At 47.7% G+C, this 25,555-nt stretch carries 18 protein-coding genes, 1 pseudogene and 1 riboswitch; of the genes and pseudogenes, 16 read left to right on the top strand and 3 right to left on the bottom strand.

What is annotated here, in order from left to right:
• Nucleotides 1-146 precede the first annotated feature (146 nt).
• Both VK70_RS20805 and VK70_RS20800 read left to right on the top strand, forming a co-directional pair.
• Nucleotides 147-2,165: a putative bifunctional diguanylate cyclase/phosphodiesterase gene (locus VK70_RS20805; protein ID WP_025695044.1), complete on the top strand. Its 2,019-nt coding sequence runs from the start codon at nucleotides 147-149 to the stop codon at nucleotides 2,163-2,165.
• A gap of 657 nt (nucleotides 2,166-2,822) precedes the next feature.
• On the top strand, nucleotides 2,823-5,516 hold the full coding sequence (locus tag VK70_RS20800) for a glycoside hydrolase family 31 protein (protein WP_052756022.1): 2,694 nt from the start codon (nucleotides 2,823-2,825) through the stop codon (nucleotides 5,514-5,516).
• A 106-nt stretch (nucleotides 5,517-5,622) separates the two neighbouring features.
• Here VK70_RS20800 and VK70_RS28435 read toward each other — a convergent pair whose 3' ends face one another.
• Nucleotides 5,623-5,787, bottom strand: a complete 165-nt coding sequence (locus VK70_RS28435; RefSeq protein WP_158454084.1) for a hypothetical protein — start codon at nucleotides 5,785-5,787, stop codon at nucleotides 5,623-5,625.
• 173 nt (nucleotides 5,788-5,960) lie between these two features.
• A complete protein-coding gene (pdxR, locus tag VK70_RS20795) occupies nucleotides 5,961-7,358 on the bottom strand; it encodes a MocR-like pyridoxine biosynthesis transcription factor PdxR (RefSeq protein WP_025695440.1) in 1,398 nt (465 codons plus the stop codon).
• A 114-nt stretch (nucleotides 7,359-7,472) separates the two neighbouring features.
• Here pdxR and VK70_RS20790 point away from each other — a divergent pair, with 114 nt between their 5' ends.
• On the top strand, nucleotides 7,473-8,402 hold the full coding sequence (locus VK70_RS20790) for a DMT family transporter (protein WP_046723709.1): 930 nt from the start codon (nucleotides 7,473-7,475) through the stop codon (nucleotides 8,400-8,402).
• Nucleotides 8,403-8,501: 99 nt separating this feature from the next.
• On the opposite strand, the gene VK70_RS20785 is transcribed toward VK70_RS20790, so the two are convergent.
• Nucleotides 8,502-10,199, bottom strand: coding sequence for a methyl-accepting chemotaxis protein (locus VK70_RS20785; RefSeq protein ID WP_025694998.1), 1,698 nt, complete (start codon nucleotides 10,197-10,199; stop codon nucleotides 8,502-8,504).
• A gap of 242 nt (nucleotides 10,200-10,441) precedes the next feature.
• Between VK70_RS20785 and VK70_RS29045 the strand changes: the two are divergent.
• The 13 genes and pseudogenes from VK70_RS29045 to VK70_RS20740 form a co-directional block, all read left to right on the top strand.
• Nucleotides 10,442-10,519, top strand: a pseudogene (locus VK70_RS29045) (RNA polymerase subunit sigma-70); the annotation flags it as partial.
• A gap of 166 nt (nucleotides 10,520-10,685) precedes the next feature.
• A riboswitch (cyclic di-GMP riboswitch) is annotated at nucleotides 10,686-10,762 on the top strand.
• Nucleotides 10,763-10,851: 89 nt separating this feature from the next.
• Complete coding sequence (locus VK70_RS28015; protein ID WP_046723708.1) at nucleotides 10,852-19,203, top strand: DUF3289 family protein; 8,352 nt, start codon at nucleotides 10,852-10,854, stop codon at nucleotides 19,201-19,203.
• A 40-nt stretch (nucleotides 19,204-19,243) separates the two neighbouring features.
• Nucleotides 19,244-19,810, top strand: coding sequence for a hypothetical protein (locus VK70_RS20775; RefSeq protein WP_046723707.1), 567 nt, complete (start codon nucleotides 19,244-19,246; stop codon nucleotides 19,808-19,810).
• A 552-nt stretch (nucleotides 19,811-20,362) separates the two neighbouring features.
• Nucleotides 20,363-20,986, top strand: a complete 624-nt coding sequence (locus tag VK70_RS27425) for a hypothetical protein (RefSeq protein ID WP_155986988.1) — start codon at nucleotides 20,363-20,365, stop codon at nucleotides 20,984-20,986.
• Between the two features lie 12 nt (nucleotides 20,987-20,998).
• Entirely contained in the window at nucleotides 20,999-21,532 is a 534-nt protein-coding gene (locus tag VK70_RS20770) for a hypothetical protein (protein ID WP_025700670.1), read from the top strand.
• 59 nt (nucleotides 21,533-21,591) lie between these two features.
• On the top strand, nucleotides 21,592-21,780 hold the full coding sequence (locus VK70_RS20765) for a hypothetical protein (RefSeq protein ID WP_158454083.1): 189 nt from the start codon (nucleotides 21,592-21,594) through the stop codon (nucleotides 21,778-21,780).
• Between the two features lie 39 nt (nucleotides 21,781-21,819).
• Nucleotides 21,820-21,990 (top strand): RHS repeat-associated core domain-containing protein, encoded by a 171-nt coding sequence (locus VK70_RS29040; protein WP_233277720.1) that lies wholly within the window; start codon nucleotides 21,820-21,822, stop codon nucleotides 21,988-21,990.
• On the top strand, nucleotides 21,974-22,144 hold the full coding sequence (locus tag VK70_RS29595) for an HNH/ENDO VII family nuclease (protein WP_211245155.1): 171 nt from the start codon (nucleotides 21,974-21,976) through the stop codon (nucleotides 22,142-22,144). Before VK70_RS29040 ends, VK70_RS29595 begins: the two co-directional genes overlap by 17 nt.
• 12 nt (nucleotides 22,145-22,156) lie before the next feature.
• Nucleotides 22,157-22,636, top strand: a complete 480-nt coding sequence (locus tag VK70_RS20760; protein WP_025695057.1) for an SMI1/KNR4 family protein — start codon at nucleotides 22,157-22,159, stop codon at nucleotides 22,634-22,636.
• Between the two features lie 213 nt (nucleotides 22,637-22,849).
• A complete protein-coding gene (locus VK70_RS20755) occupies nucleotides 22,850-23,167 on the top strand; it encodes an RHS repeat-associated core domain-containing protein (protein WP_046723694.1) in 318 nt (105 codons plus the stop codon).
• Nucleotides 23,168-23,495: 328 nt separating this feature from the next.
• On the top strand, nucleotides 23,496-23,819 hold the full coding sequence (locus VK70_RS20750) for a hypothetical protein (RefSeq protein WP_025699223.1): 324 nt from the start codon (nucleotides 23,496-23,498) through the stop codon (nucleotides 23,817-23,819).
• Nucleotides 23,820-23,964: 145 nt separating this feature from the next.
• Complete coding sequence (locus VK70_RS20745; RefSeq protein WP_046723693.1) at nucleotides 23,965-24,534, top strand: hypothetical protein; 570 nt, start codon at nucleotides 23,965-23,967, stop codon at nucleotides 24,532-24,534.
• 513 nt (nucleotides 24,535-25,047) lie between these two features.
• A complete protein-coding gene (locus VK70_RS20740; protein WP_025697430.1) occupies nucleotides 25,048-25,479 on the top strand; it encodes a MarR family winged helix-turn-helix transcriptional regulator in 432 nt (143 codons plus the stop codon).
• The last annotated feature ends 76 nt before the right edge of the window (nucleotides 25,480-25,555 follow it).

Raw genomic sequence — 25,555 nt, 5'->3', positions numbered from 1 at the left:
CCAGTATTTACTTAGACAGTCCACCGGATACAGAGTAGAATTACAGCTAGAATGCCTTTTCCATATATCCACTATCCGAAATTAATCGCGGCTTATGTTCGCGGCATGGCAAAACCAAATTATTAAACCGGTGAAGAGGTTGACTTATGGATCATATGGGAATCCACTATAATATATGGATTATGCTGCTTTCATTCGCATTTTCAATACTGGCGTCCTACTCCGCTTTAAATCTCATCTGTCATGTTCCAGCCTCATCGTCATCGCCCAGGACACGGCGTCTATGGCTTCTATCGGGAGCCTGCGTGCTTGGAATCGGTATTTGGGCTATGCACTATGCAGGGATTTTGGCCAGCGGATTACCGTTTGGCGGACGTAACAATGCGGGCATGGCGATCCTGTCGATGGTTATCGGCACCGCCTTCTGCTACTTCGGGCTGTCCATTTCGCTCGGGAAACGGATGACGTTTCTGCGCTGGGCGGGCAGCGGAATACTGCTGGGAGCCGGAATTTCCGCCATGCACTATGCGGGAAGGTCCTGGATAAAGCTTGATGCGCAGACGGGCTATAATCTGCCTGGCCAGAGCATCTCTGTCATGATCGCGATCATCGCCTCATCCATGAGCATTATGCTGATCGGCAGATTCAAGGATTCGCCGGGATTTAACCGGTGGAAGCTGTATTCTGCGCTGCTGCTTGGTACTGCAATAACCAGTGTTCATTATACGAGTATGGGAGCGGGAGGCATTGCCTACGGCAGCTGGCTTGGTCCGGGGCCCTCTCTTGTTCAAAGTGATGTAATTCTGCTGATAGGTGTGCCTCTCGTCATACTGTTCATGTTCGGAATAACCGGAGGAGCCGTATTTCTGGACCGGCATTTGCTTGAGCGGATGGCCTATCACGATCCATTAACGGGATTGCCGAACCGCCACGGACTGGAACGCTACTTCAAAGACCGGTTTCTTCGGGGGCGCTCCGGCGCTGTATTCTTCATCGACCTAGACCGGTTCAAATCGATTAACGACACGCTCGGCCACGATATTGGCGACATGCTGCTGCAGGAAGTGGCTTCAAGGCTGCTTCAAAGCGTGAGCTCAAGGGGGAAGGTATTTCGTTTGGGCGGTGATGAATTTTTGATTGCCGAGCCCGGCTTTTCCCCTGATGAGGCGGCAGACGAAGCGAAGCGTATTCTCCAAGAGATCAAGAAGTCCTTCCGGATTCAGGACAATGATCTGTATGTTACCGCCAGTGTCGGCATCAGCATGGCGCCGGCGCACGGGACCGACCGGTCTTCCTTAATGAAGGCGGCGGACACCGCGCTGTATTCTTCCAAAGATTCCGGCAAGAACAAATTCAGCATTTTCGACTCCGAGATGAACCGGCACCAACTGCGCCGGATGTCGCTGGAGAAGGACCTGCGCAAAGCGCTTGCGCAATCCGAGTTCATGGTCGTGTACCAGCCGAAATGGGATTCGCTGATGAATGTTACGGTTGGGCTGGAGGCGCTGCTTCGCTGGCGGCATCCTGAGCATGGTATTATTTCTCCGGCCGAGTTCATACCGATCGCCGAGGAGACAGGGCTGATTGTACCCATTACCTACTGGATGCTGCATGAGGTGTGCAACCAGAATTTGCTCTGGCATAAGGAAGGAGTCGCTTCGGTCGCCGTGTCGATCAATATGTCCGCGCGGATGTTCGAGACGGAGGATCTGTATGAGGTTGTGGTGGAAGCCCTGTCCCGTTCCGGGCTGGACCCGCAATATCTGGAGCTGGAAATTACGGAATCGATTGCGATGAATAATATGGAAGAGACGGTAGCCCAATTGTCCAAGCTGCGAAGGCTTGGTGTCCGAGTGTCGCTGGATGACTTCGGGACAGGGTTCTCTTCGCTCGGTAATCTGGATGAAATCCCGGTCAATACGCTCAAGATTGACCAGGTGTTCATAAAGAAGAGCAAAATGCATTCCAAGAAAGCGATCATCAGCAACATTATCGCTATCGCCAGCAACCTTAACATGGAGGTCGTGGCAGAGGGCGTGGAAACGCCGGAGCAGATTGAACTGCTGCAGTCGCTAGGCTGCCGGGTTATGCAGGGCTACTATTACGGGCGCCCGATGCCCGTTCACGAGCTGGGGCAGTGGTTTACAGAGAATTCGGCTGTATAAAGAACATATGCTGCAGGTATCAAAGTATTAATCATACATAATGAGGGCGCCCTAAGATAGAATGGGGCGCCCTTTCTTGATCGGCTGAAGTGCTTTACAGTGTGATACGAATCATACCGCAGGTAAGCATCGGCCCAGTCTTAAGGGTGGGGTGTCTTATATTGAGTAAAGAGCGTAATATTTTACCCCATACTGAAATGCTTATTACAGGCGCACCTGATTTACATTTTATATATGCATTTGTTAATAAAGGCAATTATCAGCGATACAGTGCAATTTATTAATATATTTTAAAAAAATAAAAGGTTGACGAATGGGTATGAAACCGAATTAAAGCTTAGTCCCTTAGTTCTCCTCGACTACAAATTACCATTTTCGACCAAGTATATAGGAAATAAAAGGATGTTTATCCAATTCGTAAAAGAAGAGTTTAAACAGGCCTAAAGTTAAGCCCCGCCCCGGTTTTCCCCTTTTAAAAATTCGCTTGACGGTGACTGTCCGGCCTTCTTTATAAGCGATTTCATATGGTTTACAGGCGTAAGTCCCATTGTTGGTATCGAATTCTGTTGCTAACTTGGTAGTAGGCGCCGAATACCCGGGAGTTTAACCTGATGATGAGAAACTTTTTTATCTATCCAGAATAAGGAGTGAGATCTAATGTCGCGTAAAAAGCGTATGAAGACGCGTAAACAGCGCATGAAGAAATGGTCACGATTAATGCTGGCAACTACATTTTTAATATCAGGTAATGCCCTAACGCCTTTGGTGTCAGAGGCTGCGGTGCTTGTGGCTCCGCCCGGGGCACAAGTATGGGAAGGCAAGATGGTCGACGAGAACGGCAACGTGCAGCAGGTGCATGATGAAAGACCTTTGAATAAAAACAATCTGCAAACACCGTTGACCGTGCAAGGGATCGAAAAATTAGACAATGGCGTGAAACTGAATTTAGGCGAAATGGAATCCTATATCCGCTTGCTGTCTTCCGATATTTCCAAAGTATCGATCGTTAAGAAAGGCGAGAAGGAATTCAATTCCGTCGGTATCGCGAAAACAGATTGGAAAGCTCCTAAATTCACAGTAACCGAAGATGACAAGAAAATTGTATTGAAGTCCGACAGCTTAACCGTAGACATCAACAAAAGTCCGTTCGGGATCAAATATTTGGATAAAGACGGCAACGTCATCAACGAGGACGCGGAGCAAGGCGTAGGTTACGAAAACGGCAAGCCATACGTGTTCAAGAAGACCGACAAAACCGAAGATTTTTACGGATTCGGACAGAAAACAACCGGCTTGAACCATCGCGGTCAGAAAATCGGAGTATGGAACCGTGAGAATCTGCCGGAACCCATTTCGAAATACACTTTCTCCTCCGTTCCATTCTTTATTGGGCTAAAAGGCGACAAAGCATACGGTATTTTATTCGATAATACTTACCGTTCTTACTATGACATGGCTGCTGAAAGCGACGACTACTACTACTTCTGGGCCGATGGAGGAAAATTGACTTACTACTTCATCAACGGACCGGAAATGAAAGACATCGTGAACCGCTACACGGATTTGACCGGAAAAATGCAAATGCCGCCGGAATGGGCGATGGGCTTCCATCAATCCGCTTGGGGCTATCATCAAAAGGATATTGAGCAAGTAGCTCAAACCTACCGTGAAAAGAACATTCCGATTGACGGCGTGATGCTGGACATCGAATGGATGGATGACTATAAAAACTTCTATTTTGGCGAAAAATTCCCGGACCCGGACGGAATGAACAAAAAATTGAAAGATGCGGGTTTCCATTATACTTCCATCATCGATCCAGCCATTCGCGTGCCTGACCCGGGACAGCCGGAATATATTCCTTATACCGAGGGGACTCAAAAAGATCTTTGGGTTAAAAATCCGGATGGCACCAACTATTTGGGTAAAGTTTGGCCTTGGGGCGTCCCATCCAAATCCGTGTTCCCTAACTTCATGAAACAATCAACCCGCGACTGGTGGGCAAAATGGCATAAACCGGTCTTTGATAAAGGCGCAGACGGCATTTGGAACGACATGAATGAACCGGCTAACTTTAGTACGGTAGACTTTTGGTCGCTGCCGCTGGATCGGATTTTTGAAACGGACAATGGTGAAAAAATAACGCATGAAGAAGCGCATAACGTTTACGCCCACACTGAGGCTCAAGCCACAGATCAGGCGTTCAAAACGAATAAACCGAACGTTCGTCCGTTTATCTTGACGCGTGCTTCGTTTACCGGTACGCAGCGTTACGCTACTGCAACCTGGACAGGCGATAACTGGAGCAGATGGGAAATGCTTAGAATTTCGATTTTCCAAGACGCGAATGTCGGTTTGACAGGTATGGCGATGGTCGGAAACGATATCGGCGGCTTTGCGAAAAAACCTTACGAGGGCGTTGTAGCTACACCTGAATTGTTTGCTCGTTGGGTTCAAGTCGGCGCATTCTATCCGTTCTCCCGCGACCACTACAACAATGACGGTAAGAGCCCGATGGACACAGACGCGGCTCATAGCTTGACATGGGGCAGACAAGAACCATGGCAGTTCGGTAAAGAAGTTGAGGATATCAGCCGCAAGTACATTTCCATGCGCTATGAATTGATGCCTTACCTTTACAACGCGTTCAAAGATGCGCATGAAAAAGGCAATCTCATTTTCCAACCGCTCGTGTACCAGTTCCAGCAGGACCAGAAAACTCATGATATCCAAGACCAATTCATGTTTGGCCAATCTCTGATGATGGCTCCAATCGTATACCAAGGCGCTACGTCCCGTGATGTATACCTGCCGGAAGGCGCGAAATGGGTAGATTACTGGACAGGCGAAGTATTTGAAGGCGGACAAAAGATCCACAAAGAAGCCGATCTTGGAACGCTTCCGATCTACGTGAAGCAGGATTCGATTATCCCGCGCCGCGAAGTTCAGCAGCATGCCGGTGAGAAGAAATTGACGAACCTGATTCTTGACACTTATCTGGATAACAAAGCATCTTACAGCTTCTATGAAGATGATGCGAAAACCGAGGATTACACCAGAGGCGAATTTAACATTACCGAATTTAGCGTAGATAAAAAGGGCAACCACATTGAGTTCAGCCAGAACAAACAGACTCAAAACTACGCTTCCGACATTCAGTCCTACACTCTGAAGCTGCATAATGCCACGGCGCCGAAGAAAGTGGAGGCTGCCAATAACAAATATGCGGAAGCAGCCAGCTTGGACGAACTGGGCAAAGCAGCAGACGGCTACTTCTTTGACAGCGCAGAGAAAGTACTGTATGTAAAAATCCCGGTAAACGAGAGCCACAAAGTTAAGATTTTTAACTAAACGCTTGATGCACAACGAAGAGGCTGTGCCAAAAGTAAATTCTTGAAGCTTAAAAGGCAATTCTCCTACAAAAAATAAACTAACAGGCCGGTTAAGGGGTTCATCCTTAACCGGCCTGTTGGCCGTTTACGTCCACCGTATGCTTCTTCAGCAAATTGTGGGCAAGTGAAAGCCATCCGACGGGGGGCAGTTCATTTTGGGACACCCCCCTCGCTTTTTGCAGATAACCTGCGATTGTACATCTTTTGTCATCTTGAAGCTGCCACTGCATAATATGCCTGCTAACATACAGTTTTTTACCCTTTCAATCTCATATGCAGCCGGTACAGCCTCAAAATTCCTGTACAATCGTAGGAATTTCCCTGCTGGCATACACATTCGCTGGAAAAACCTGCACTTTAGTAGTTTTTTTGAGACTCTCACTGTTTGAACATCGGCTTTTCCTCATCCTCGTTCCATTGCGCGCTTGATCCGCCGGACACCTTCCTGGATTTTTTGTTCATCCAGATGGCCGAAGCCCAGCAAGAGCCGCCCGCCTTCAAGGACTTCCGCATATAAGGACTCCTGTTCAAAAAACTCCGGTAAATTTTCCGGCAGCGGAAAGGAAAATTCCGCTGTCAGGTGCAGTCCGGCCGCGCGGCCGCATATGCGGAATTGCCCGCCGAAATGGCGGCTCAGACTTTCCAGCAAAATATCCCGACGCCGCCGGTACACTTTTTTCATTTTGTAAATATGGGAATACAATCCTTTTTGCTCAATAAATTGCGCCAGCGAGAGCTGCGTAAGGCCCGGTGTCTGGTAATCGGACAACCGCTTCAGATGGACGAAATCTTCAATGAAGGGCGAGGGGAGAACAACGTAGCCGATCCGCAAAGCTGGAAACATCACTTTGCTGAAGGTTCCGACATAGAACACCTTCTCCGGGGCAAGGCTTTGCAGCGAATGAACGGGAGCGCCGTCGTATCTGAACTCGCTGTCGTAGTCGTCTTCTATGATCAAGCTGCCGGTTTCCTGGGCATAGCGGATAAGCTCAATTCGCCGCTGTATGGGCAGGATGCCTCCGAGCGGAAATTGATGGGACGGCGTAACATAAATCAGCTTGGGCGGGCGCTGCTTCGGCAGGCTGCTGGTGACAAGGCCGGAATCATCGACCGGAAGGGAGTGCACCGTAGCGCCCGTGGACGACAAAATGGTTTTCAGTTCGGCATTTGTCGGCTCTTCTGCCAGGGCCGCGTCACCTGATGAGAGAAGCAGTCTGGCGGCGAGCTGTATCGCTTGAACGGCTCCGCCTGTAATAACAAGCTGCTCCGGTCTGGCGGTTACGCCCCGCGTGTTCGCGAGATAACCGGACAAGACGGACCTAAGACGTGGTTCACCGGCGGGGTCCCCATAGCCCAGGGAAGAGGTTGCCGCATCCCGGGAGGCGTTCCGCAGTAAATCTCCCCAGGTTTTTCGGGGGAACAAGTCTAGATCAGGCATGCCCGTCTTAAAGGAAATGATCTCGCTGCCCGTTTCCGCTGCCTTGATTTGCGGACCGGCAGGGAACGGGCCTCCGCTTGCTTCGGATGAAGGCATAGGTGGAGAAAGCGCCTGTGGCATAACCGCGCCTTCCGCGACGTACGTGCCCGATCCGGAACGTGAGACGATAAAACCTTCCGCCAGCAGCAGCTCATACGCTTCCAGAATGATGTTTCGCGATACAACGAGCCGGGAGGCCAACTCACGGGTCGAAGGGAGCTTCAGTCCGGCGGTCAGTTCCCCGGAGAGAATCCGGCTGCGCAAGGAAAGGTAAACCTGACGGAACATCGGAACGCTCGAATGCTTGTCAACAGTGATCCACATGTAGGCTCCTTTCTAAAGTGGTACTATAAAAGCTTGGCGAAAATGGCACTACGAAAAACCGCTTTTGACGATTACAGTATATAACAACCAAGACGAAAGCGGTGAAATTTGAAAATGACCAGAAAAATTCCGTTAGCCGCGTATGCGGAGCTTTGCGCCGCCGCGATGATTGCCGGCAGCTCCGTCGTCGCCGGTAAAGCGTCAGCTCTGCGGCTTCCACTATTTGTATCGCAAACGGTCTGCCTTGCCGTCGCTCTGCTCCTTCTGATTCCGCTCGCGCTGCGGACCCATAAAGGTACCTGGAAAATAGGCATCCGGGACATGCTGCTGCTACTGGCGCAGGCTTTCTTTGGCATGTTCCTGTTTCGGGTGTTCATGCTGTATGGTCTCCGGTTCGCTTCCGCCGCCGAGGGCGGAATTATGACAAGCCTTACTCCGTTTGTGGTGGCGCTGCTCTCTTACATTTTATTGGGGGAAAAAATAACCGGGCGAAGAGGGGGCGGAATCTTATGCTCACTGGCGGGCATAGCGGTCATCCAGGTCCCTCCCCTGCTCATGTCCGGTGCCGCAGACAGGCCCGCTTCGGTAACCGGTATGCTGCTGCTGTCGGCAGCCGTTGCCGGAGAAGCGGCGCTGACCGTACTTCGGAAAATGCTCTCTCCCCGCATTTCTTCCTTGCTTGCGGCGGCCTATGTAACATTCTTCGCCTTCTTGATGTTTCTGGCTTGCTCCGTCATAGAGCTGCTTCAATCCGGATTTCCGAGACTGGGAGCGGCGGACGCGGGGATTATTCTGTATTACGGCATCTTTGTCACAGCCCTGGCCTATGTGCTGTGGTTCCGGGGAGTGGCCAAGGTGCCGGCGGGTACGGCTGCCGTATTCACGGGCTGCATTCCCGTAAGCGCGCTTTGGCTGTCCCATACATTCCTTGGCGAACCGATTTCCCTTCGCCACTTGGCGGGAACGGCACTGGTATTTGCCGGAATTTTGCTTGTTTCAGGCGCGCCGGAAAGGCGGAACGAATCCCGCTCTACCGCGGCTTAAAGTTCCTTTGGATCTGATAATGAAAACAGCCAGGCAGGCCGGATCATTCCGGTATGCCTGGCTGCTGTATTTATATATCAAGTATCAATATGTCTGTCTCTATGCCACCTTGAATTGCTCCACAAGCCGCTGCAGCTTGTCCGCCAAGGAGGAGAGGAAAGCGGAGGAAGCCTCGACTTCCTGCATTGCGGCGAGCTGCTGCTGCGAAGCGGCAGACAAGCTTTCCGAGTTCGCTGCGGTCTGGTTGGATACGCTGACGGTGCTCTGAATCGCTTCAACCAGTCCGTCTGCGATTTCCGCCAGCTGCCGCATCGTTTCGGAGACTTCCTGGCTTTGCGCCGCCATGCCCGATACGGAGCCTTCAATCTCCGAGAAGGCCTGTCCGGCATTGGCTACCATCAATGTACCCTGCTTCATTTCCACATTCGAACGGTCCATCGTCTCCCCGGCCAGATCCATCTGAGCGACAATCAGGCCCAGCAGCTGGCCGATTTGTCTGGCCGAATCGCCCGACCGCTCGGCCAGCTTGCGAACGGAATTGGCAACGACAGCAAAGCCGCGGCCTTCTTCGCCGGCCCGGGCGGCTTCGATCGCCGCGTTCAGCGCCAGCAGATTCGTCTCTTCCGCGATGCTCGCGATCGTACCGACGATGCTCTCAATTTCCTTGGAGTGGCCGGCCAGTGTATGAATGATGCCGGACAGATCTTCAATGCTTCCGCTCATGATGTTCATCTGCCGGGTCGTGGAATCCATGGAATCCCTTCCGGTCCGGGCCTTATCGGCTCCCTTGATGGCGTCGTTCATGGCCTTGTCGGCGTTTTGCGCGATTTCGTCAATGAACCTGGACATTTCCTGCACCGCTTGGTAGCTGCTTTCCAAGTGCCGAAGCTGCACTTGCGCCCCTTCGGCAAGCTCGATGGTTACACCGACGGTATGCTCACCGGTCCGGTTCGTCTCTTGTGCGCTTGCCGACAGCTCCTGCGAAGAAGAAGCAACCTGCAGGGAGGTTTCGTTCACTTCGGTAATGAGCTTGCTCAGGTTGCCGGTCATTTCATTAAAATCCCGGGTCAGCGTACCGATTTCATCTTTGCTGTTATTTGCCGGAAGTTCTTGTGTAAGATTACCGTGGGCAACCTGATTGACGGCGAGGGACAGCTTGGACAGCGGGCTAACCATACGGCGGATAAGGACATAGGCAATCAGGATGGCGGCAACAAGAATGGATGCGCCGATGATAAAAGGCTTAATGATGATATCGAGCGTTCTCTCTTTAACGAGAGGACCGTCAAAGTTGATGGCCATCAGAGCGATAATCGGTTTGGTTGGATCATTTTCTTGGTAGATGGGGCCGTAGCCGGTTTTTAGAGAGGTTCCCTGGTAGGTGTATACTTTGGAGTAAGTGGAGTGCTTCATTTTAGTAATCATGGATTTATCTTCGTCGCTGAAATAGAAGGAATCTCCTGCTTTGTAACCTCTGGCTTTCATATTCATATCGGCGGCAAGAATTTTTCCGTCCAGCGATAGAATAAAGGCTTCCTTAAAAATCGGTTTATGGTCTATAATCCAGCCGATCTTGTCCTCAATTTCGCTGAGATAGCTTGTGTCGCCTGCGGCCAGAGCACTAATCTGCTTGGGATCGACTAGGCCGGTTGTGATATTGGCGCAGCCTACAAGTTCGAGGCCCGCAGCCTCGTCCAACTGGTCATAGGCGGCGCGATAGCCGAAGAATCCGATGGAGGACCCCACGAGCAGAAGCACAAGCAGCATCATCCACGTTAATTTTGTTGCCAATTTCATAATATACCCCCATTTATATAGACAAATTATGTAGACAGTCCTAATGGATTATATCAGATAGAGACTTGATTGGCTGTACCTTATTCATTATGTTTACCTCTTATCATAGTTAACGGTTGCTCCTTCATGAAAATTTAGTGGAAATAACATACTTTTTCATAATGTTAATTAAGAATGAATGTGGCTTTAGTCATATAAGCGATTTGTACTACTAGTCTCTCAAATCTAATAGTATAGATTGGATCTACCGCAATCTGGATATTTTGGATGACCAGGAAAAAGAAGTCGTGGTCGGCCGCTTCGGTCTGGACACGGGAGGATAAGAGTTCGCATTTAGGGATGCGGGCTCTTTTTCTCTTAAATAAGCCGAATAGGTCTGATTATCCACGCAGCATCGTACAGCCTCTTATTTTTCCTTTAAATTCCTCCGAAATCTGCTAAAATAGGATCATGGTACTGAACCATAAGTAATAAATAAGAATCGATGAAATGAAAAGGCAAACCCATCGTAAGGTGGGGACGCAAAGTCATGGGTCCTGAAGAAGGATTGCCAGACCGCCAAAATATCGATCGGCGTAAGATAACCTGCGGCCGAACGCTTACATTGGCGTTGCGGTTTTTTTGTTTTTTCGGAAGAACACGGGGTGGAGTAATGGGAAAAAGCAGATGGAAGAAGAGTATTGCAGGTTTGCTGATCTTGGCCTTGTTGGCCGGTCTGGCGCCTGCCGAGGTTTTGGCCGAAGCCGGCGCACAGCTGGGAGGAACGGTCGCTGAAGGAATTGCCGCGCTGGAATCCGGTTCGGCGGATGCGGTGGATGAGGCATGGGAGAACGGTACTGATTTAACAGAAACACCGCAGTTCTACAGCTTTGATGGTGATCAGATTCTGGAGGAGATGCCCGAAATTGGCGAGCAGAATGGCGGTTCCGGGGGCTCCAATCTTCAAATGTCAGAGTCGGTGCCTATTTTCCCTGCGGATAGCGGGCAGATGACCCTGAAGTGGACGGATACTCTGAGTAGCTGGATAGGTTCCCAGGAAGGGGAAGCGATTAACGCTCCCTCCGGCTATACGGTAACCGTAGATGTTAAGGACATTCGAAGCGGTCAAATATACAAGCTGGTGGATGAACGTGTGGACGTATCCGGTTTAAACCAATTCGTCTGGAGCGGGAAAGATGCGAACGGTCATTCTCTGCCGGATGGCATCTATTACTGGCGCCTTTCGGCTATGCCGATGCAGGTTTCCTTTGAGCTGCCTCCTGAAGAGGAAGGCGGAGAACCGGTGATTAGTGAAATCAGCGCGCCTGCTTATTCGACGGAGTACCAAAGGGTAATGCTAGACCGGACGGGCCCCGAAATCATCGGTATCTATCCGCTGGGCGGCAGCCGTCTGGCCGTTGAGACTCGCGATCTGGTCGTCGGGTTGAAAAATATGACCATACAAGGTTCCCAGCAGGAGACGAAGGAATGGACGACTTCCCCGCTTCGTGCGGCGCTCTCGGTTCAGCCGGGAGATTCGGAGACGATTCGCGTAACGGCACAGGATATCGCAGGGAATAGGACGGAGGAGACACTGCCGCTGTACCCGTTTATCCCGGGGACCGGATTAGAGGAATACGTACCGAATTCAGAAGCGTCTGTGGCGGATCAGCAGGTGCGGATTAACCTTGCGACAGGCAACGGTACGGAGACCTTCCAGGGATTCACCCAGCAGAGTCCGGGGATTAATATTGATGTCAATTTTACGTATAACCACCAGAACCGGATTAAAGGGCTGCTCGGCTATGGATGGACCTTCAGTCTAGATTCCAGGCTTACGAAATGGAAAGATGATAACATCACCTGGCAAGGCTTCGACGGAACACTCTACTGGTTTAAGCCGGAGAACGGCGGGTATGCGACGTATGTGAATGGACAGAAGCAATATTACCCGAAAATGTCGATGGACCCTAATGAGGATAATCCTGACGACAGAAACGCTTTCGTTATGGAGTGGCCGGATCAGCTTCGCTACCGCTTCAAGAACGACGGACGATTTTGGCTGATTCAGGACCGAAGCTTGAACGAGGTTTATTTCAGTTGGTCGCGTTGGCACACGGATCACGGTTATGATAACCGGATCGAGAGCATTAGAGACACGAATGGTCATTTGGTGCAATTTCAGTACCAGCCGAACACGGGGGACCTGCAATCGACGGTCATGACGGAACTCGACGGACAAGGAAACATCGAGGGCACGAAGAAAAAGTTCTTTTTCATATATAATTCGGACGGCGAATTTGTAGGCTATCGTGATCCGTCCCAAAAAATCATCCGGTTCGTCTACGACGATCTGCACAGGGTTAGCCAGGTGATCGACAATGGCAATAATGATCGGACAGCAAGCGGCATTACGCCGGAGTCGGTGGTAACAGACTGGAAATATGATGCTAAGAACCGCGTAACCCGGATGGGCATGAATCGCAAGCAGGACGCTAAGGAAGAATATCTGGCCGTACAGTATGGAGAGAGTGAAGCAAAGGTTGAAAATCCGCTTGGCGCTTATACGCTGCGCTGGAATAATGCGTACCGGTTAACCGAAAAGGAAGAATCCGTCAAGACGGAAAACGGCGCCGAGCAGGCGGTAACCGCTTATCAATACAGCGCCAATAACCTGGTCAGTGAGACCGGACCGCTCGAAGTTGTTCAGAGGTACCGGTATAACGACAAGGATCAAGTTGTCGCCCAGCAAAGCCCTTCGGGCCGTATTGTTCATTACGAATATGACGCACAGCAGGATTTGATTCGTGAGACGGGGCCGCTGGTTCACAATATTGCTTATACCTACGTGAAGAATGGCCGGAAAATCGTCAGCAGAACGACGACCGTTCAAGCGGTTGATCCCGCAGGGGTTAATGAGGCTCAGACCATTGTCTCCAAAGAGGAATACAATGCCAAGGGACTGTTGTCTAAACGTACAGATGGCGCCGGCAATGTCTTCTTCTATACGTATGACGAGAACGGTTTTCTTACCTCGGACGGAACGGACGTATCCTATGTTAACGACTTGAACGGTAACCGTGTAAAGACAATTACCGATGCCGGTACGGCGGACGCCGCGGCGACGGTCTCGGCCTTCAATGATGTCGGATGGGTGACGCATCGTGAAAGTCCGGATGGACTGGTTGAGGACTTTCAATATGATGCATGGGGCCGCGTTAAACGGCAGGTACAGAAGGACAAAAACGATCAGGCCAAAGAAATTGTACACACCTACAGCTATGACGATGGAGGGCATTTGACGGAAGAGTCCGACGGGTTGACCAAGACGACCTATGTCTTGGACGGAGCGGGCAATGTCGTATCCCAAACGACGGTTCCTCTTGAAGATGGAACCGGGGGCAAGCTGGAAGAAGCCTTCGAGTACGACAGCCGGGGGCTAGTGCTAAAGCATACGGATGCTCATGGCGAAACAACGGAAACCTTGCATGACAAAGCCGGAAATCTGGTGAAGACCGTGGTCATGCCGGGCGCATTCACAACAAAATTCGAGTACGACAGTGCAGGAAGGCAGTTTGCGGTTGTTGAACCCGACGGTGGGCGGACGGAGTTCGTTTATGATGCATGGGATCGGGTAACCAAGCAGACCTCGCTTGTCAAGCCGGTCGTTCCTACAGGCATTTCCGTCAGCTTTAGTTCGGATACGCTAAGCGAAGCGGTGACAACCAGCCGCTATGACAGTGCCGGCCGGCTGATTGAAGTGAAAGGGCCGAACGAGTCCTGGACGCGGTACGTTTATGACGGCAATGACCGTGTCACCCAGAAGGCGACAGGCGGGCGCGCCCCGGAATGGAACGGGATATCGCTTGCTTCGGGAGAGACGGATAGCCTTTACGCGGGAAATGAATTGCTTAGTATTCAGCGTACGGCCTATGATAAGCTGGGACGCAAGCTTAGCGAGACTGACAGCAATGGAAATAAAGTGGAGTATGCTTATACTGGACGGACCGTAGAGACACGGACACCGGCGCTGAACGAGAGCGGTCAGGAGGTCGTCTACTCCAGCAAGCAATCCTTTGATCCGTCGGGCCAGGTAATCCGGACCGTCTCTGGGTCGGGGGATGTATCCTCTATAAAATATGATGCTTTCGGAAATGAAGTTCAGTCCGTTGGCGAGGGAGGACAGCGGACGATAACGAAGTCGGATGCGTATGGGAGGGTATCCGAAAGGATTGAAGACATCGACCCTTCCGGAAGCACGCAGACCCTACGTTACACAACCGACGCGTGGGGGCATGTCAAGGAAGAACAGCGCCAGCTTAACGGGAGCGAGTGGGCGAAGACGTCATACCGGTATTCATCAGATGGTCTATTGGAGGAAGAGACGTCCGCTTCAGGCCTGGTAACCGCCTATCTCTACAATGAGCATGGTCAACTGCTGCAGGCTGCCGAACAGAACAAAGCCGGCGAACAAGTGACCGAACGGATTACGAAATACGAGTATGATAATATGGGCCGGCAGGTTCGAACGGTACAGCCGGACGGAAGCAGCCAGTTATCTGTATTTGATACTGCCGGAAACGAGCTGCTCTCGTTCGACGGCTTGAATAACATTACGTCCTACCGTTACGATGAGGCCGGTCAGCCTACTGAAATCGCAAACTACAAGCAGGGGACGACCCATTTAAGTCAAGAGAATATCTCCGCTCTTACAAGCTATGTGTACGACGGTGCGGGCAATGCGGTACTGGAGAAAGATCCGAATGGGAATGTGAGCCGTTCCGTATTCAATGCAGCCGGGAACTTGACCGGCAGTATTCATTATGAGAATCCGTCGATGACAGGTGAACGTATCGAAGAACGCTACGCATACGACCCGAGGGGGCTGTTGATCTCGTCCACTGACGGGAATGGACATTCCACGGTGTACAATTATGATTCCGAGGGACAGCAGACGAAGACGATTGATCCGGCAGGCCATTGGGTCAAACAGGAGTATAACAAGGCAGGCTTTGTTACGGCGGAACGAAGACCTTATGGGCGCGATACGGAATGGCTGTACGATTATCGGGGGAACATGCTGCAGGAAAAGGATGCCCTTGGTAAGATTCAATCTTTCAAGCTGGATGTGGATGGCCGGCCGGAAACCGTGGTGAACCGTACCGGGGATGAGGACAAGTACGCCTTTGACACGTCCGGACGCACGATCCGTGAGGAAAAAGCGGACGGAGGCATTTTTGCCTACCGTTACGATACAGCCGGTAATATGCTGGAAGATGTACGGCCCGTCTATGGCTCAGTCCGTTACAATTATGACCTTCAGGACAGCCTGACTTCCGTTTTGGAGAAGCAGTCTTCTGAGGGTGAACTTAAAACCGAGTATACCTATGATGCCGAACTGAACCGGACCTCGCAAAAGGACGGAAATGACCAGAAGACCGCTTATAACTATGATGAGCTTGGCCGCCGGCTTCAGAAAGTCATCGAGCGTTCGGAAACGGGACAAGACGTATTTGAGTACCAGTACGATGCCAACGGAAATTTGGTGCTCGAGAAGAAGCCGGGCGGCTTGACGATAAAGTATAAGTACGACTTCATGAACCGTAAAGTTCTTGAGGAATACAGCGATGGAACCTGGTATAAATACACCTATGATAAAGCGGGCAACCTGCTTAGCAAATCCAGCGCAGAAGGAACGATAACTTACGCTTACTATAACAACAACCAGTTGAAGCAGGTCACTTATTCTAATGGGGATACGGTTCTCTATGAGTACGATCAGAACGGGGATAAGATTGCGGAGACGGTAAACGACAGCCGGACGGCATATGTCCTCGATGCGAACGGCCGCCCAACGGGATACACCGACAGCAAGGGCTTCAAGTATGAGTATGTTTATGACGCCGACGGATATGTTAAAGCGATAAAGTACCCGAACGGAACAGTCACTGCCCTGGATTACACCGCGGGACATCTGGTGGATTCACTTAAGACGACCGGAGCCGGCCAAGACCTTCATGCCGCCGCCTATACTCATAATGCCCGTGAGTTTATTACCGGTGTCCAGGAGCAAGGGAAGACCACAGGCTATACGTATAATGACCGTGAGCAGCTTAGCCGCATACAGACGGCTGAAGGCGACATTATGGAATACGAATATGATGGCGCCGGGAACCGGACGGTACGCAAAACGGTCATTCAGGGAACAATCGCGGACAACGGACAAGTCATCACGACGGAAGAGCTGGTAGCGAAGGTGCTTGAATCCTATGGGATGAAGCCTCAGAAAGTAACTTCGGACCCGACCGATCCCGGAGATATCGAGCCCTGTACGATAGACGGTAATGGCAATGGTAATGGCAATGGAAACGGAAACGGGAATGGCAACGGAAACGGTAATGGTAATGGTAATGGTAATGGAAAAGGAAAGGATAGCGACAGCGCTGCCAGCAATACGAGCTACAGCGGAAAAGTAAGCGATATTGAGATACCGAAATTGTCGGACGCCGTGTATTCAGTGAAATCTCCTGTAACCGCCGGAATGGCCTCCTCTAATCTCGCTTTGGTGAACACCGATAATGGCGGAGGTAACGGGAATTCCGATCCGGGTAATGGCAACGGAAACGGCAATGGTAGTGACAACGGTGGTGGAAACGGAAACGGCAATGGTAATGACAACGGTGGCGGCAATGGAAACGGCAATGGTAATGACAACGGTGGTGGAAACGGAAACGGCAATGGTAATGACAACGGTGGTGGCAATGGAAACGGCAATGGTAGTGACAACGGTGGTGGAAACGGAAACGGTAATGGTATTGGAAATGGCAACGGTAATGGCAACGGTAATGGTAATGGCAATGGCAATGGTAACGGCAACGGCAAAGGCAAAGGTAACGGCAATGGTAAGGATAAGGATAAGGATAAGGGCTCGAACTCAAGCGGTGCTGGCTGCGGCAAAGGCTGGATAAAAGCGCTCGAGAAAGGGAACGGCAAGAAGCTCGGCCTATATAAGAAACTAGGCAGGCAGTTTGGTTCAGGTGCGGGATCGGTAGAGGGATCAGTCGAGGGAATAGACAGCTTGTTTGAAACCGGCCAAATCGAACATATCCTGGCCGCAATCGATAACATCGTCAACGGCGAAGTTAACCTGCCGCCGGGCGGTCATGATAAGCTATTCGAACGCATTCGTGAAGTCGGCAAGGGATATACGGTCATCGGAACGAAATATACGTACAATACCCGGAATCAGCTGGTTCACCGGGAAGACCTGATCCGGTACGAGGAATACGATTACTCGTATGACGATGCCGGAAATCTGCTGACCGACGCCCGCAGCAAGTATGAGTGGAATGCGCGTGGGCAGCTGACCAAGGTCACCTTCCCGGACGGATTCGGCGAGAAGTATGCCTATGATATGCTGGGACGGAGAATCAGCAAGACCCGGTTCAATCATACGGGCGAAACGCAAGAAGTAATGAACTACGTCTATAAAGGCGATACTTGGGTCATCACTGAGGAACGGGATGGAGCCGGTGGGGTCACGAAGTCGTATTCATACGATACGAACGAGCGGCCGCTGACGATTACGTACAAGGGACAGACCTATTGGTATGTGTATAACGGCCATGGGGATGTCGTCGCACTGACGGATGCCGAGGGCAAAGTAGCGGCCCGCTACGAATACGATGCCTGGGGTCTGGTGACCGGGATGTACAACCGGTATGGAGAGCGTGTGCGTGAAGGTATTGGCTGGATGGGGGATCTCGGAAGCGGCAACGGCAGCCCGGGCTCCTTGCAGGGACCGGAAGACGAGAGCGGCAACACCGAACCGGACTACCATCCCGGCAACGGCAACGCCAATGGCAAGGCTAATGGCAAGGCTAATGGCAAGGCTAAGAGCAAGCCAAGCGAGGAACAGACCGTAACCGGCGCTTCGGCAGCGGCGGAAGAAACGGTTACCGACACCTCTGCAGGAATCACCGACCTCGTAACGGAGGAAGCAGAGCCGACCGAGGATATCACAACAGAGCTGGTGAAGGAAAATCCATACCGCTATGCCGCTTATTACTGGGATCGGAAGACGCAGTACTACTACCTGCAAGCCCGGTATTACGACCCGCGTCCGGCCCGGTTTATATCGGAGGATACGTATGAGGGCGAGATTAATAATCCGCTGACGTTGAATTTGTATACGTACGTGGAGAATAATCCATTGAATTATACAGATCCGAGTGGACATAGATCAGGAGCAGATGATAACACAGGAAGATTCGTCAAACCAACCTATGAAGCTTACGAAGAGGATAAATTGCTAATCTATCAAACGGAAATAAGAAAGAACCCTGAGGACATGCAATACAATGATAAGTCTAAAAAACAACTAGAGGATATATTAAATTTTTGGTTATATGAAGATAATTTCAAGTATAGGGAAGAAGATGATTGGCGAAGAGATTTTGAATCTTTAGTTAGACTCACTTCTATAGGGGATATGGAAGATATCGCATTGGATATGGTTGACCATTTCATGTCTGGAACAGGCACTCCATATAGAAACAACACGCTAACAAATAAAGTCCGAAATAAAGGGGTTGTTAAGGAGTATGTTAGTGCAATCAAGAAAACGGTCAAGGAGTTGGTAAAGAAGTATAATGGTGATACATCCAAATTAAAATATAATGCAGCAGATAGAGATAATAGTTTAATGGTAAAAGCAATGAGTCATAAAATTAATCAACCTGCTTTTAATGGATTCTTAGATAGTAAAGTTAAAGGTTATGGAATTACAATTCATGGTTTTGAGGGGAATAGTATTAAATTATCATCAGTTAAAAAAAATGGATCTACTTACAGTGGGACATTACATTTTATGCTTTGGGATAATTTCGGTTTGGATGAAGAGGACGTAACTCAACAAAGAAAATGGGGAGGTTTAAGGTCATGGTATATTTTACAACATTATACAGAATTAAAAGGAAGACATAAACCTTTTCTAACCATTATTGAGTTTGATGAAAAGTTTTAACAGTAATATTCCCAGAAACTATTAAGAAAGGATTGATTGAATGAATGAAATTAACAAAAACAAAAAAATTAAATCGTTAATTAAATCGGTATTGATAGCCATCATTTCATTTAGTGTATTATTAGGGGGTTGTAATTTTTTACTAGGGACTCTCCTGTGGTCAACTTGGGAGTACAAAGTAAGAGATTTTGATACCTATAAAAGCGATTTCCAGACTATAGCGGACTTGGCTTATCGTGAGTTTAGCAAAGGACAAATGAAGGACGATTATATAAATGTACATGAGAATCCTGATGGAACAGTCAATTTAAAATATGAAAATGTCAACACTGAAGATTTCGTTGAAGTAACGATGAGCCAAAAAGAGAAAAAATCTCTGGAGAAAATTGAGGCAAAAGCTTTTCATCATGGTGATATGGAATATTTATATTTAATTAGAGTTTATGAAAACCAGGTAGAATTTGAAATCGCAAATGGTCGATATTCATTGGTATACAGTAGAGATGGACATAAACCTAAATATGTAAATACCCCAGATACAAAAAGGCACTTTAAGTTAAAGAAGATATCAGATCACTGGTATCATGCATGGCCCGTAGAAGATTAAAGAAGAGTTTGGACAACGTCGACTTTTGTTAAGTGTGCAAAATAAAGTTGTAGAGAGTATGTATTAGTCCAGTTATCAAAACATAGTATACTGTTTGATTTAAAAATAATAACGAATAGAAGTTATTCCTAAGTCAGTTCTAAGCCACATGCGAGTGTAACAACTCCATGTGGTTTTTCTTTTTGCATTTTTGAAATGCCCCACCCAGTGCCGAATGAATCGGGCGGCTGAATCCAATTAAATATAACCCTCACAAGACCAGTACAAGATATTCTCCAATTTCTTTGTACGCACAAAAAGCTTGAAAAGTGTTACCTAAATAACGCTACACCGTTACATTGAACGGGTCGATTATGGTCAGATACCACCATGATTGACCTGTTTTTGTTATCTCCGTTTTCAACAGATTTTTGAAATCAATCGCAACTTTACGAATATCTACCCCGGTAGATATAGTGTCAAAGACATCGCAACTAAAAAAATAGGAATAATACTTTTAAATATCTTTTTAATATGGCGACAATGACCAGTTACAATCCAGCAGACAATACGGTGGGTAATGCGGGCTGGGCTAAACAAATATTGATGGATGCCTTTCAATATCAGAATGATTATGAAATGGCGGAGTTTGATCAATATATGTCAGGACTGCTAATTACATTGGATTTGAGAATATTTTCAAGTTCCCCAAAAATATCTGAAGCTCCCACAGTCTTAAAGGTATCAAGAACTGAAAGAGTTACGGAAACGACACCACTACCCAAGACAGTTAGGCAAAGCCTTGACAGTTCAAATGATGTTAAGGCATTGCAATCAGAAGTAAGGAATATTAGGAGTGTTCCTAAGGGGACGGGTAAAGCTCCAGGTTATTCGGGTAAGTTACCAAGCCAAGGAACGGTAGACGCAGGAGTGCCAGGAGCACCTAAAGTAGATGCAGGAAAACAGGGCAAGCACGTTCCAGGTCATGGTAATAATGTTTCAACTAAAACACAATGGCCTGAGGGACAAAATGGGGTACAATTAACCCAAGAAGCATGGGTGAATGGAACTCCTGTCAAACCTGATGGTAGTGTTAGAGTTTATGATTTTGGTAAACCTGTTGGACCTAATGGTGAAACAAGAGTAAAAGTTCATATTGATTCAAAAGGCAATATTCACGGTTATCCTGTACCATAATGGAGGTTATATATGAAAGATGAATTGTTGAATACAATTGAAAGATTGTATGGGAAAGGTGACTTTCAATATATTTTAGCTAAATATATTGATAAGCAATATTGGGACAGTAAAATCAATAATGAGTTAGAACAAATTTTCGTCGACAATCTGACCGACTTTAGTTATTCAACATGCTTTTCTTATTTCATTCAATCATCGCTGAGTCTAAATTTTAGGTTTGGTAGTAATGAATTTAACGATTATCTCAAGGAAAAGAATGAGATAACGGGAGTTATGGTCTTAATTTCAGTAATTGCTCCGTATTCAGTGATTAAATATGTTAGGTACAATTACATTGATGGGGCGGTCCAATTATATGAAGCATATTCCCCACTTAATAAAGAAACGGAGCGAAACGGTAAAAGAATTTTAGAAATACTAAATGAAAACGGAATTAAAAATCTAGATGAAACTATTCTAAATATTGTAGTACCGAATGTTTCATTAGAATTAAAAGAGGAAGATGTTACAATATTCAATTGTCTTTTTGAGGATAGTTATTAAATGGTTAACCTTGACTGGCTTCGTGCCTTTCAAGGTTTTCCTTTTTGGCGAGCGTGTGCGTGAAGGTATTGGCTGGGGAGATCTCGGAAGCGGCAACGGTAGCCCGGGCTCCTTACAGGGACCGGAAGACGAGAGCGGCAACACCGAGCCGGACTACCATCCCGGCAACGGCAACGCCAATGGCAAAGGTAATGGCAAGGCAAGCCAAGCGAGGAACAGACCGTAATCGGCGATTCGGCAGCGGCTGAAGAAACGGTTACCGACACCTCTGCAGGAATCACCGACTTGTGACGGAGGAAGCGGAGCCAACCGAGGATATCACAACGGAGCTGGTAAAGGAAAATCCATACCGCTATGCCGCCTATTACTGTGATCGGAAGACACAGTATTATTACCTGCAAGCCCGCTACTACGACCCGCGCCCGACCCGGTCTACATCACATGACCCAGAGGAATGAAAGTTCAATAGCAGAGGTAACTCAATCATTCCATCAGCAAAATAGTAAAGTAATTCACATTAACCCGAACACAGTCCCGTCGGGGATCAACAGAAGTGAATTTAACCAATGGAAGCAAGGATACTGGAAAAAGAGAGCAACCGATTTTAAGTGATGGAGGATTAACATGAGCGTTCAAGATTATAAAAATGCTGTAGATTTAATAGAACAACACCCTGGTTTAGGGGATTTTATTGGAAATTCCACTGAGGAATTAATTGGGAAAGCGGAGAAGAAGCTTGGTCTAGTTTTTCCACCTCTGTATAGGAACTTTTTGCTCGATTATGGAGCAGGGAATTTTGGTGCTGAAGAAGTCTATGGAGTTATTAAAGATGACTTTGAACATTCTGGAATTCCAGATGCAGTATGGTTTACCTTAAAACAAAGAGAAGAGGTGAACTTGCCGTGTAACTTGGTGATAATCTATCATACAGGTGGTGAGGAAATGTTCTGTTTAAATATTGAAAAAACAGACAAATTTAAAGAAGTACCTATTGTAAGCTATTCAATAGGAGTTGAACCAGAAAACCAAATATATGAAATAGTAGCAAGTGACTTTGGTGAGTTTTTACTACAGAGAGTTAGAACAGAACTAGGCATTTCTTAGAAGACTTAAACCTTGATTGGCTTCGTGCCTTTCAAGGTTTATTTTTTATTGGGGGCTAGCCAATGTGAAAAAAACAAGTTTCATGTGCACATAACATATTATCGGGTTTATTATTTATAGGACTACCATCCCGGCAACGGCAACGGCAACGCCAATGGCAAGGCCAAGAGCAAGCCAAGCGAGGAACAGACCGTAACCGGCGATGCGGCAGCGGTGGAACAAACGGTCACGGACACCTCTGCAGGAATCACCGACCTCGTAACGGAGGAAGCAGAGCCAACCGAGGACATCACAACGGAGCTGGTGAAGAAAAACCCATACGGCTATGCCGCCTATTACTGGGATCGGAAGACGCAGTACTACTACCACCTACAAGCCCGCTACTACGACCCGCGCCCGGCCCGGTTTATATCGGAGGATACGTATGAAGTCGAGATCGAGGCTCCGCCTACGCTGAATTTGTATACGTATGTAAGGAGTAATCCGTTGTTTTTACCGATCCGAGTGGACATGAAGCAGCACCTAATTTGACTGGGAAGAACTCGGAAGAGAAGGTCTTAAAGTCCTTGAGGGTGGAAGAAAGGGTACTATTAGAGGAGCGAAGAAAGGGAGAGCCCTCCCAGTTATTTTCTTTGGTGTTATTATAGGTGCATTATTTGAAGCTCATCATGCAGGTGAGTTGTAAGAAGAAATTGACAAAATGAAAGCGAAGTATTTAAAGCTAAGTCTAATTTCTCCTACAGCCATCAATTTATAAATGGGCAAAGAAAGATGGAGAGGTACGGGTCCATAATAAGATTTCTCAAAGTGCAATATTAGGTGTTATGTTCACGTTCCCTAAATGATATGGAGGCCTATTATGAGAGAAAAATGGGATCAAATTAACCGAGAAGCCGAAGACTTAATAGAAAAAATTACAAGCACATTGCGTGGTGTAGATTCATTTGGCAAAAAGGCCATTGATGATGAGGCATTTAAGGCATTGTTTGTCCTGTTGAAACAAGTAAGGGATTTTTTACAAGATCAAGAGACAGTAAATAAAAGATTCGTGGCTTTAATATTTTACTTGTATGGTCAAATTCATGCAGAGGCCAAGTTTACGGATTACCCAGAGCCAATTTTTATGCTCGCCGGTCAAATTGAAACCTATACGGATGAACTGTTCGGTAGATATTTTGATTAAATCATATAAACAACTAAACCACATGCGAGTTCGTTAACTTCATGTGGTTTCTTTTTTCTTTAAAGAGTTGCGCTGTCCAGTATAATGCTCTCATAAAAAGCTGTAACAGCATATTCCCAGAAACTATTAAGAAAGGATTGATTGAATGAAATTAACAAAAACAAAAACAATTAAATCGTTAATTAAATCGGTATTGATAGCCATCATTTTATTTAGTGTGTTATTAGGGATTTATAATTTTTTACCAGGGACTATTATGTGGTACGAATCTATTTGGGAGTACAAAGTAAGAGATTTTGATACCTATAAAAGCGATTTCCAGACTATAGCGGACTTGGCTTATCGTGAGTTTAGCAAAGGACAAATGAAGGACTCTTATATACTCGTAAGTGAGAATTCTGATGGAACAGTTCATTTAAGTTATGAAAATTTCAAGACTGAAGATATGGTTGAAGTAACGATGAGCCAAAGAGAGAAAAAATCTCTGGAGAAAATAAATGCAAATGCTTTTCATCAGGGCGATATGGCATATTTATCCGTAATTAGAGTTTATAAAGACCAAGTAGAATTTAAAATCGAAAATGGTCTATATTCATTGGTAAACAGAAGAGACGGTCATAAACCTAAATATGTAAATACCCCGGATACAAAAAGGCACTTTAAGTTAAAGAAGATATCAGCTCACTGGTACCATGCAAGGATAGTAGAAGATTAAAGAGGAGTTTGGACAACGTCGACTTTTGTTAAGTGTACAAAATAAAGTTGTAGAGAGTATGTATTAGTCCAGTTATCAAAACATAGTATACTGTTTGATTTAAAAATAATAACGAATAGAAGTTATTCCTAAGTCAGTTCTAAGCCACATGCGAGTGTAACAACTCCATGTGGTTTTTCTTTTTGCATTTTTGAAATGCCCCACCCAGTGCCGAATGAATCGGGCGGCTGAATCCAATTAAGTATAACCCTCACAAGACCAATACAAGATATTCTCCAATTCTTTGTACGCACAAAAAGCTTGAAAAGTGTTACCTAAATAACGCTACACCGTTACATTGGGGTATGCCAAGATTTTTGTGCAGACTCAATTAAAGCAATCTCCCCAGGGGGATCATGCGTTTCTAGCGTATTCGCGCGTTAATAAGTGGAATTAATAAGATGGAATCTTGTATGGGACCAGGGCAAAATGATACGCTGGAACTATAACAATGAAACGGGAGCTGAAATGTAAATGTCGCGACAGATTGATCCGCTTGTTGAGCAAATCGGATTGTCCATGTGGAGGGTGCAGCGAAAAATAATCTCGGGGATCGGCCTGCAAGCGGAGCTTGGACTGACGTTTCCCCAGTTCATTTTGCTGAATATGATAGCCAACGAGGGAAGGGCGCGGGTGGTACGGCTTGCTGAACGGATGGAAGTAAAATCCAGTGCGGTTACGGTCATGCTTGACCGTATGGAAGGGGTAGGCCTGATCAGCCGGGAACCGGACGAGCATGACCGTAGAGCCGTAGTGGTAACGCTCACGGAAAAGGGAGAGGAGATTCGGACTGAAGGGCAGCGCCGCTCCCTGATCTCGCTGGATCAGTATCTGTCGATTCTGACGCCTGAGGAGCTTGCGAGTTTCGCCGAATATTACGATATGCTGGAAAGGCAGGAGCGTTAAGCACGTTGGCCTTTCTAGAAGCCGGAAAGAAACCGTGGTTTCCATAGACGGCCAAAAACCATGCCCTGTAAGAGAG

It is taken from the genome of Paenibacillus durus ATCC 35681, assembly GCF_000993825.1.
Classification (GTDB): Bacteria; Bacillota; Bacilli; order Paenibacillales; family Paenibacillaceae; genus Paenibacillus_AQ; species Paenibacillus_AQ durus_B.
Note: the sequence above shows the minus strand (reverse complement) of the source record. Positions and strands in the feature narration are given on the sequence as shown.